Source organism: Lacinutrix salivirga (assembly GCF_053604675.1).
Map to the genome: position 1 here is coordinate 22,700 of NZ_JBSHNP010000030.1, position 10,442 is coordinate 33,141.

Consider the following 10,442-nt stretch of genomic DNA (forward strand, 5'->3'; position numbering starts at 1 on the left):
AGTTTCTATCTTTTTAATTTTAAAAATCACTCTATTTGTTAAAAAGTAAAGATTAATATTCTAGCTAATATTTAGCACTATATTTGTAAAAAAAAAAATATGAAAATTTTACCTCAACTTCTATTTCTTTTATTTGCTTCACTTTGTTATTCGCAAGTAGTTATAAACGAGTTAGATTGTGATACGCCAGGAATAGATACAAAGGAGTTTATAGAGCTTAAAACACCAAATCCAAATACAAGTTTAGAGGGTTATGTTTTGGTGTTATATAATGGTTCTAATACTAGTAGTACAGGAGGTAAAAGTTATTTTGCTTTAGATTTGGACGGCATGATTACAGACGCTAATGGTCTTTTTGTAATTGGTAGTGATTTAGTAACGCCTTTTCCTCAACATGTAATTGCACAAAACCTTATACAAAATGGTCCTGATGTTGCAGTAATATACCAAGCAAATGCTACAGATTTTCCGGATCAAACTGAAGCAACCATAGCTAATGTAATAGATGTGCTTGTGTATGAAACTAACGATTCTGGAGAAACAGATTTATTAGAGTTTTTTAATGATATTCCTGGTTTTGAGATGTTAGAACAAATTAACGATAATGGAACAAATGCTAATCCAAAATCCATACAACGTAATAACGATGGTAGTTATAGTGCTGCTACTCCAACTCCTAGGCAATTAAACGATGGCTCTGGCATACAATTTAACGCTATGGAGATTACAACAACTCAAATGCTTTATAACGAAGGCGATAGTTTTGATATAATATTTACTACACAAAATCCGGTGAGTGCAGATTATAATTTTCAATTTAGCCTAAATAACGAGGGTTTTGATACCTCGGATTTTTCTGGAGTTACAAACTTAACAATACCTAATGGTCAAAATCAAGTCTCAACAACTATTACTTTAATAGATGATACAGATGATGAAGGAGACGAAGAGCCAATAATTAAATTTAACACATTAGCGTCTCCTGTAATTCCTTTTAACAATTTTGTAAAACTTAGAGTAGTCGATAACGATTTTACTGTAGCGCCTTTTGGGACACCTTTAAACTCCACATTTGGTATAGTAGCAAGCACGCAACCCACAGGATATTATGATAGTTTAGACCAGCTGTCTGGAGCAAATTTAGAACAAGCGTTGCAAGATATTATTGCAGATCCAACTATTGTTAGAGCACAAACTTATACAGATGTTATAGATATTCTAAAAGAAGCAGACCAAAACCCTGCAAATAGTAATCAGGTATGGTTAGTATATACAGAGCAAGGACGCGCAAAATTAGACTTTCAAACAACATCTGTTAATACAGGAACGTGGAATAGAGAACACACGTTTCCGCGTTCGTTAGCGGATTATCAAAGTATTGATTTGGACGATATTAAAGATGGAAAAGATGTTTTTTGGACAACCGAAGCCGATTCTTTACGACACGGAAATAGTGATGCACACGCTTTAAGAGCTGCAGATGGACCAGAAAATAGCTCTAGAGGAAACCAGCATTATGGGCAATATAATGGTCCAGCAGCAACAGCAGGAAGCTTTAAAGGCGATGTTGCCAGAAGTGTATTGTATTTACAGATTAGGTATAATGGTTTAAGCATAGTTAATGGTTTTCCAAGTATAGATGGACAAATGGGAGATTTAGCTACAATTTTAGATTGGCACAGAAATGATCCTCCAGACGATTTTGAAATGAATAGGAATAATGTAATTTACCAATGGCAATATAACCGAAATCCTTTTATAGATCAACCTGATTTGGTAGAATACATTTGGGGAAATAATGTTGGAGATACATGGAACCAGCCTTTAAATATTACAACTTTTAATGCGGAAACTATAAAGGTCTATCCTAATCCTGCAAATAACAAATTATTTATTTCTGGAAACCAACAAAATTATGAGGTCTCTATGTTTTCAACAGAAGGACGCTTGGTATTACAAACAAACACACCTAATAACGCTTCTATAGACTTAGATTTTGAAAGCGGTTTATACTTAGTTAAAATTGAAGCTAAAGGCGAGCGTTTAATCAAAAAGATAATTATTAAATAGGTTAATTTTTAAAATATTTTTTAAACAATAAAACACATCTCAATCAAAACTCATTGAGATGTGTTTTGCTTTTGTTAAAAATGTTATGTTTGGTGTTAAAGTATCCTTAAAATGCTGATTTTATGACCTATGTCATTGATTTAAGAATAAATGATTTCGATATTTGCAATTAACATTTAACCCTTTTAATTTTTAAGTTATGAGAAATTTAAAATTTGCATTTATTGCGTTATTGGCAATCTTAACTTTTGCCTCATGTAGTAGTGATGATGATGGAGTTTCAATTAACGAGGTTGTATTGTCAGACAATGAAATCCCAGTGGATATTCAAACTTATGTAGCTACTCATTTCCCTTCAAACAGTATTAATCTTGCTAAAAAAATCACAGAGAATACTACTGTAACTTACGATGTATTATTAACAGATAATTATCAATTAAAATTTAATAATGAGTTTGCTATTGTACAAATAAATAGTTTAGCTCAATTGCCAAATTCTGTAATACCACAATCTATTTTAGATTACGTTGCAGAGTATTATCCTAATAATTACATAACAGATTGGGAAATTGAAGACACCTATCAAGAAGTAGAGCTAGATAATGATTTAGAATTAGAGTTTACATTAGATGGTGTATTTATTAGAGTGGATTTAGATGATGACGATGATGATGATGAGGTATTAGCTTTAGATGAAATTCCTACTCCTGTAATGGAGTATATTGCGACTCATTTTCCTTCAAATTCCGTAATTATTGCTTGGTTAGACACAGACGATGGTCTTGCAAGTTATGAGATTAATTTAACTGGAAATATAGAATTAGAATTTGATGCGCAATACCAAATTACGAGTATAGAAAGTGATACGCAATTACCAAACTCGGTTGTCCCTCAAAGTATATTGGATTATGTAGCTCAAAATTATCCAAACAATGTGATTACAAGTTGGGAATTAGACGATAACCAACAAGAAATTGAATTAAACAATGGATTAGAGCTAGATTTTGATCTTAATGGAGTATTTATTGGTATTGGAGACGACGATGATGATGATTATAATGACAATGAAGAAATTATTCCTGTAAATGAAATTCCAGTTGAGATTACAAATTACATCAATACACATTTTGCGTCAAATACTATAATAACTGCTGTAAAGGAAACAGAAGGTGCTGTAGTGACTTACGATATTGAATTAAGCAACTCTGTAGAGTTAGAGTTTAATAGCGTATTTGAAATTATAGCCATAGATAGCTTAACGCAACTTCCAGACTCTGTAATACCACAATCAATTTTAACTTACGTCTCTCAAACTTATCCTAACAATTTTATTGTTAGTTGGGAGCTAGAGGCAAATGAACAACAGGTTGAGTTAAACAATGATGTTGATTTAATATTTACATTAGATGGAGAATTTGTAAGTATTGGTTAATTTTATTATTGAAAATTTAGTGAAAAATAGATTATAGCATTTGCTGTAACAAAAAAATCCCAAACATTATCGTTTGGGATTTTTTGTTGCCTTTAATTAACTATTGATTTAAAGCAATAAAACAAAGTTATTTTATCTTGTACGAATAATTAGATTGCCTTTTATGTCATTGCCATACTCTATAACAGGTATTCCGTTATCAGATTGAAATGTTGCGCTTGTTTTTTGTCCCTTATTATCTTTAAGTAAAATCTTTACTTTTACAATGTCACCAGCTGCATTTCTTTTTAATTTTTTAAATATGACGTCTATATTGTATTGGTCTTTAAAATATTTATTGTTCTTCTCTATAAATGTGTCAGAAGTAGTTTTTCTAAGTATAGATAAGGAAGAACTGTAATTTTTTATTTCACTTTCATCAAATTCAACCTCCTTAACTTCAAACTCAACATTCCAAGGGTTATCCTTTTTTGTAGTTACTAAAATAGCTCCATTTTTAGCTTCGTTACCATAAAGTTCTATCGCGTTTTTAGCTTTTAAAACACTTACGGATTTTATACTTTTTGGGTTTAAATTATTTAAAGCTTCTGCATTAGATTTTTTATCATCCACAATAATTAAAGAAGTATTAAAATTGTAATTTTCTGTACTGCTTTGGTTAAGTTGTATTGTTTGTTCTGCGTTTTTAGAGTTATTATCTTCAGGAAAAACACTTACCGCTTTAACCTCATAGCTTACTGTCCAAGGAGAATTTTTTTTAGTGGTAATTTCTACAACGCCATGTTTGCCTTTGTCTCCATATTTCTCAGTAGCATTTTTGCCTTTTAATACATTTACATGTGTTATTTTTTCAGTGTCTAAATTTGTGTCTTGTTCGTTTGCAATTTTATTATCTATAACATATAAAGGCTTTTTGTTTTTACTAACCACTTGTAATTTACTTTTTTGATTACCAGTATTTTTAGTAGCTATCTTAAAATTATAGGAGCTATCCTCGTTGTTTTTACTGTCTATAACTACCTTTACATTGTCACCAGTATTTTGTGCATGTATGGTTCCCATAGTTGTAGTTTGAGGTGTTGTCTTTACAGGAAATTTATCTGCAACAACACCTCTTTCGGTTACTCGCATTAGTAGTTCTTGTTTTTCGTCTCCAAAAAGCAACTCGCCATTTTCAATTTTTAAAATAATAGACTCTATTGCTTTATTGGATTTACTCTCATAAGTAATATTGTGGGTGTATTTGGTTTTACCTTTTAGTTTTGTTTTAATAGTAAGGTTTGTTAGCTCGTTTTTAGAGTTTCTATTTAGGTTAGAAAACTTAATTTTTAAACCTTCGGCTTGTGCTTCTAATTTACTTTTAATTATTTCAATGTCTTTATCTGATGAGGTTGAGGTAATTACAAAAGTTTCAGTTGTAATTGATTGATCTGAGAATGTAGTTTTAGCAACATAAATTTCTTCAACATTAAAACTCATTAAAAATAATGCTAAAAAAGGAAGCACAATAATTAGTTTTAGTTTACTGTGTTTTTTGGATTTTGATTTGTGTAACATAACAATTCGTTTTTTGATTAATGATTGATAAAAATTATTAGATATGGTTAGGTTGTTTTGGCTTAAACTCGCTTTTAACATCACTGTTTGGTAGCTTTTTGTACAGTCTATTTGCTGTTGTGCTTTATAATCTGCTATAAATTCTAGATTTTGCTGTAGTTCTTTTTTGTACAGCCAAATACATGGATTACACCAAAAGATAATGGATGCTAATTGTGCAATAATTACGTCTATAGAGTGGAGTTGCGATGCGTGGATTTTCTCGTGTGTGATAATGTGTTGTAACTCTTTGTCGGAAAATAATTCAGCATTGTAAACAATACGATTAAAAAATGAAAAAGGTGTTGTTTCTTTACTAGTTTCCACAAAAATGAAATTTTCTTTTTTAATGCTTTTAGAATTATTAATCAGCTTTTTTAAAGACCACAATTGAATTAAAAATTTTACAGTAAAAAATAAAACGCCAATACCATATATATAAGTAAATAGTAAAAAACTATTAAATGGAGATGCTAAAGCTTGAGTGTTTTGAAAAGAAGCGCTTTCAATTTCTGTAAAACTAATTGGAGTAGGAGTGTATTCTATATAAATTGGTATAACTATTAGAGGTAATACAGAAGCTACAATTAGTCCAACAAGTAAAAACCATCTGTTAGATTGAAAATAAGTTTCGTGTTGCAAAAACAATTTATAGCAAAGGTAGAATAACGTAATAATTGCAGATGCTTTTAATAAATAATCCATAACTACTTTTTGTTTTCAATTAAACTAATAATCTCTTTTAATTCCTCTACACTAATTTTTTCTTCTTTAGCAAAAAACGACACTACACTTTTATAAGAGCTATTAAAATAGTTGTCTATGGCTGTGTTTATAAAACGTTTGCGATAGTCTTCCTTTTTAATAATAGGAAAATAACGATGTGTTTTCCCAAAAGCCTCATATCCAACATAACCTTTCTCTTCAAGATTTCTAACAATTGTAGATAAGGTGTTGTAGTGAGGTTTTTCTGTTTTTATTTCAGCCATCACATCTTTTACAAAAGCATTTTCGAGCTTCCATATTATGTGCATAATCTCTTCTTCTTTATTTGTTAACTTCTGCATGATAATTAATTTAAGGTATTGTAATCACAAACATAACTAAAAAAATAGTTATATAACTAAAAAAACAGTTTTTTAACTATTTTTTTAGTTTAAGAACTGCTTTTAAACGTATAAATTGTATATAATTCCGAATAGCTATTTTCGAAATCAATAGTCAAATTACTTATATTCGCATAAAAATTATAGATATGAGTATTGGGTATTTAATTTTAGGTTTTGTGCTTTTAGTCATTGGTGGCGATTTTTTAGTAAAATCTTCTGTTGGACTGTCATTTAAATTAAATATTTCTAAGATTGTTATTGGTATGACAGTGGTGTCTTTTGCAACCTCTGCGCCAGAGTTGTTAGTGAGTTTACAAGCTGCTATAAAGGGTTCTCCAGCCATTGCTATAAACAACGTAGTGGGTTCTAATATTGCAAATATTGGTTTAGTATTAGGTGTTACAGCTATTGTAGGTGCAATTACCATAGATAAATCATTTTACAAATTAACTTGGCCAGTGATGATGTTATTCTCTGTAGCCTTATATTATTTTCTCTGGAACGACAACCAATTAACACAATTAGAAGGGATTATTTTATTTGTAGCGTTAATACTATTTGTTGTTTATTTAATAAGGAATCAAAAAGCGACGGAAGATATTGAAGACGTGGACGATACCTTAGCTGTAGTATCTAATGCTAAAATTGTTATGTGGTTTTTAATTGGAGCAGCTGCATTATATTTTGGTAGTGAATGGTTAGTAAAAGGCGCTACAGAAATTGCAACAAACCTTGGTGTTAGTGAAGCAGTAATTGGAGTAACTATGATTGCAATTGGGACTAGTGTGCCAGAATTAGCCGCTTCTGTAATTGCTGCTGTGAAAAAAGAAAAAGCAATTTCGTTAGGGAATTTAATAGGTTCTAATATTTTTAATATTGGTTCTGTTTTGGGTTTAACCTCAATTATAAAAACCATTCCTGTAACAGAAGCTTCAATATTATCTCGAGATATTTTTTGGATGCTAATCTTTGCTTCGGCAGTTTTGGTTTTAGGAGTACTGCCTAAACGCAACGTTATAGGTAAAATTAAAGGGTTTGTGTTAGTTGCAGTATATGCAGTATTTATCTTTTTAGCCTTTAAAGGTTAATGTAGTGAAAACAGAAATAAAGTGTAGCGCTTTCTAAGGATTTAGAAAGCGTTTTTTGTTGTAGTAATTTAACACTAAAACTTAAATTTTGATTAAAATATGTTCTAACCCATAAAAAGACAAGGTGTATCCTTGTGTTTTTAACAATTGTTAACAATTAACCCTATTTTTTTTAGGGTATTTTATTTTTAATTGTAAATTTGTCTAAAATTTTTAAAAAACAAAACGATGTCAACTTTAAGATTTCATGCCATTAAGCAATCCTTAAAACGTAAACCAGTAGTTATTGAAGAAACTCAGAGACGCTCTGAGATTTTTGGTTCTAATGTTTTTAACGAATCAACTATGCGACAATACCTTACAAAGGAAGCTTTTGTAAGTGTAATGGATGCTACAAAGCATGGAAAAAAGATTGCTCGAGAAGTTGCAGATCACATTTCTACTGGAATGAAAGAGTGGGCAATCTCTAAAGGAGCAACACATTATACGCACTGGTTTCAGCCATTAACAGGAGCAACAGCAGAAAAGCATGATGCTTTTTTTGAAACTATAGGAAATGGATTAGCAATCGAAAAATTTGGAGGCGGACAATTAGTACAGCAAGAGCCAGATGCATCTAGTTTCCCAAATGGAGGAATTCGTAATACTTTTGAAGCTAGAGGTTATACCGCTTGGGATCCAACATCTCCAGCCTTTATTTATGGTACCACTTTATGCATACCAACCGTATTTGTTTCATATACAGGTGAAGCTTTAGATTATAAAACACCATTGTTAAGAGCGTTACAAGCAGTGGATACTGCTTCGGTTGCTGTATGTAAATATTTTGATAAAAATGTAAAAAAAGTAAATGCGTCATTAGGTTGGGAGCAAGAGTACTTTTTAATAGATAGAGACTTGGCAGCATCAAGACCAGATATTGTACAAACTGGGCGAACTTTATTAGGGCACTCACCAGCAAAAGGTCAGCAATTAGACGATCACTATTTTGGTACTATCCCAAATCGTGCAATGGCTTATATGAGAGATTTGGAAACAGAATGTATGTTATTAGGCATTCCTGTTAAAACAAGGCACAACGAGGTGGCACCAAATCAATTTGAATTAGCACCAATTTACGATGAAGCTAATTTAGCAGTTGACCACAACTCCTTATTAATGGACGTTATGGATAAAATAGCAGACCGTCATAATTTTAGAGTGTTATTTCACGAAAAACCATTTGCTGGTGTCAATGGGTCTGGAAAACATAATAACTGGAGTTTAAGTACAGATACTGGAGTTAATTTATTAGGACCAGGGAAAACACCAATGAGTAATCTTCAGTTTTTAACCTTCTTTATTAATACTATAAAAGCGGTTTACGATAATGAAGAGTTATTACGTGCAGCAATTGCATCTGCAAGTAACGACCATAGATTAGGAGCTAACGAGGCACCTCCAGCAATAATTTCTGTTTTTATTGGCGAGCAATTAACACGAACTTTAAATGAACTAGAAAATGTTACTGATGGAAAATTATCTCCAGAAGAAAAAACAGATTTAAAACTAAATGTTGTAGGTAAAATACCAGATGTACTTTTAGATAATACAGATAGAAACCGTACGTCTCCATTTGCCTTTACAGGAAATAAATTTGAGTTTAGAGCTGTAGGTTCTACAGCAAATTGCGCTAACCCAATGACTGTTTTAAATACCATTGTCGCTAAGCAACTTATTGAGTTTAAAAAAGAAGTTGATGCGCTAATTGCTAAAAAAGACATGAAAAAAGATGATGCTATCTTTAATATATTAAGAGAGTACATTAAAAAATCTAAAAATGTTTTATTTGAAGGAAATGGTTATGGTGAAGCATGGGAAAAAGAAGCAAAGAAAAGAGGATTAAGTAACAATAAAACTACACCAGAAGCTTTAAAAGCTAAAATTTCTAAAAAAACAATTTCGCTTTTTGAAGAATTGGGCGTAATGAATAAAGTAGAATCTGAAGCACGTTACGAAATAGAAATAGAAGAATACTCTTTACGAATCCAAATTGAAGGACGTGTACTTGGAGATATTGCTAGAAATCACGTAGTACCTACAGCAGTTAAGTATCAAAACGTTTTAATTAAAAATGTAAAGGGATTAAAAGAAATTTATGGCAAAGATTTTAAAAATTTAGCCAAAGAACAATTAAATTTAATCGAAGATATTTCTAGACATATTGAAGCCATTAACTCTAAAGTCACAAAAATGATTAATGAGCGTAAAAAAGCAAATACAATTGAAGATGCAGAGATAAAAGCAAACCTTTATTGTAATAAAGTAAAGCCAATTTTTGAAGAGATTAGGTATCATTGCGATAAATTAGAATTACTTGTAGATGATGAGTTATGGCCATTAACAAAATATAGAGAGTTGCTTTTTACGAAATAAAACTAAACACTATATAAAAAGGTAAAAAAGAGTTTCAAGAAATTGAAGCTCTTTTTTTATTTTGAATTAATTTATAAGCCACTAGAATAATTTGTTGATTTAAAATTAAAAATAGATACGTATAAGTACGTATAATTTTATTTAAAACATAATGTTGAGTAAAAATGGTTTTTAATAAAATTGTATAGAAATGTGTATTTCGTCGATACTAAATATTTAATTATCGAAAAAAATGTTAAAATTTTAAGATTTCATCAATAGCATTTTTAGTTCATATTAAAATTTACATATCTTTACAATGCTATTAATCAATATATATTCAACATGAAAAAAGTAATTTTTGGTGCTGCGGCACTATTATTCTCAGGCGCAATGATGGCGCAAAGTTGGGACACAAATGCTGGCTCAATGACAGACATTAAAGGTAATTCAGCAGTAGATGCTGATTACGTAGCTCCACTTTCAGGACAACTAGGAAACTCTGGTGAGTCTATCCAAAATGGTAACGACAATAAAGTAATGGTAAGGCAAGCAGGTGTATTTAATTCTGCTTACACAGACCAAGCTGATGGTTTAGGTACAGGCGATAACAAAGCGCGTATCTGGCAAACAGGTGAAGTTGTTCCACCACCAAGTGGATTTAACAACGAAGCAGATGTAAGACAGAGAGGTACAGATAACCAATCTACATCTATTCAAGAAGGTGATTTTAACGAAGCAATTACTCGCCAA

At 31.0% G+C, this 10,442-nt stretch carries 6 protein-coding genes and 1 pseudogene; 5 read left to right on the top strand and 2 right to left on the bottom strand.

The window, feature by feature from the left end:
- The first annotated feature begins 99 nt into the window (after positions 1-99).
- Entirely contained in the window at positions 100-2,070 is a 1,971-nt protein-coding gene (locus tag ACVC5O_RS00495; protein WP_452219495.1) for an endonuclease, read from the top strand.
- 199 nt (positions 2,071-2,269) lie between these two features.
- The gene (locus tag ACVC5O_RS00500; protein WP_452219496.1) at positions 2,270-3,502 is read left to right on the top strand and encodes a PepSY-like domain-containing protein; all 1,233 of its coding nucleotides are present in this window, start codon (positions 2,270-2,272) and stop codon (positions 3,500-3,502) included.
- A gap of 132 nt (positions 3,503-3,634) precedes the next feature.
- Here the strand turns inward: ACVC5O_RS00500 and ACVC5O_RS00505 are convergent, their stop codons facing one another.
- The gene (locus ACVC5O_RS00505) at positions 3,635-5,803 is read right to left on the bottom strand and encodes a M56 family metallopeptidase (RefSeq protein ID WP_452219497.1); all 2,169 of its coding nucleotides are present in this window, start codon (positions 5,801-5,803) and stop codon (positions 3,635-3,637) included.
- 2 nt (positions 5,804-5,805) lie between these two features.
- A complete protein-coding gene (locus tag ACVC5O_RS00510) occupies positions 5,806-6,165 on the bottom strand; it encodes a BlaI/MecI/CopY family transcriptional regulator (RefSeq protein ID WP_452219498.1) in 360 nt (119 codons plus the stop codon).
- Between the two features lie 188 nt (positions 6,166-6,353).
- Between ACVC5O_RS00510 and ACVC5O_RS00515 the strand changes: the two genes are divergently transcribed.
- From ACVC5O_RS00515 to ACVC5O_RS00525, 3 genes and pseudogenes are all read left to right on the top strand, one after another.
- Entirely contained in the window at positions 6,354-7,295 is a 942-nt protein-coding gene (locus tag ACVC5O_RS00515; protein ID WP_452219499.1) for a calcium/sodium antiporter, read from the top strand.
- A 228-nt stretch (positions 7,296-7,523) separates the two neighbouring features.
- A complete protein-coding gene (locus tag ACVC5O_RS00520) occupies positions 7,524-9,710 on the top strand; it encodes a glutamine synthetase III family protein (RefSeq protein ID WP_452219500.1) in 2,187 nt (728 codons plus the stop codon).
- 324 nt (positions 9,711-10,034) lie between these two features.
- Positions 10,035-10,442 (top strand): annotated as a pseudogene (locus tag ACVC5O_RS00525) (curlin); the annotation flags it as partial.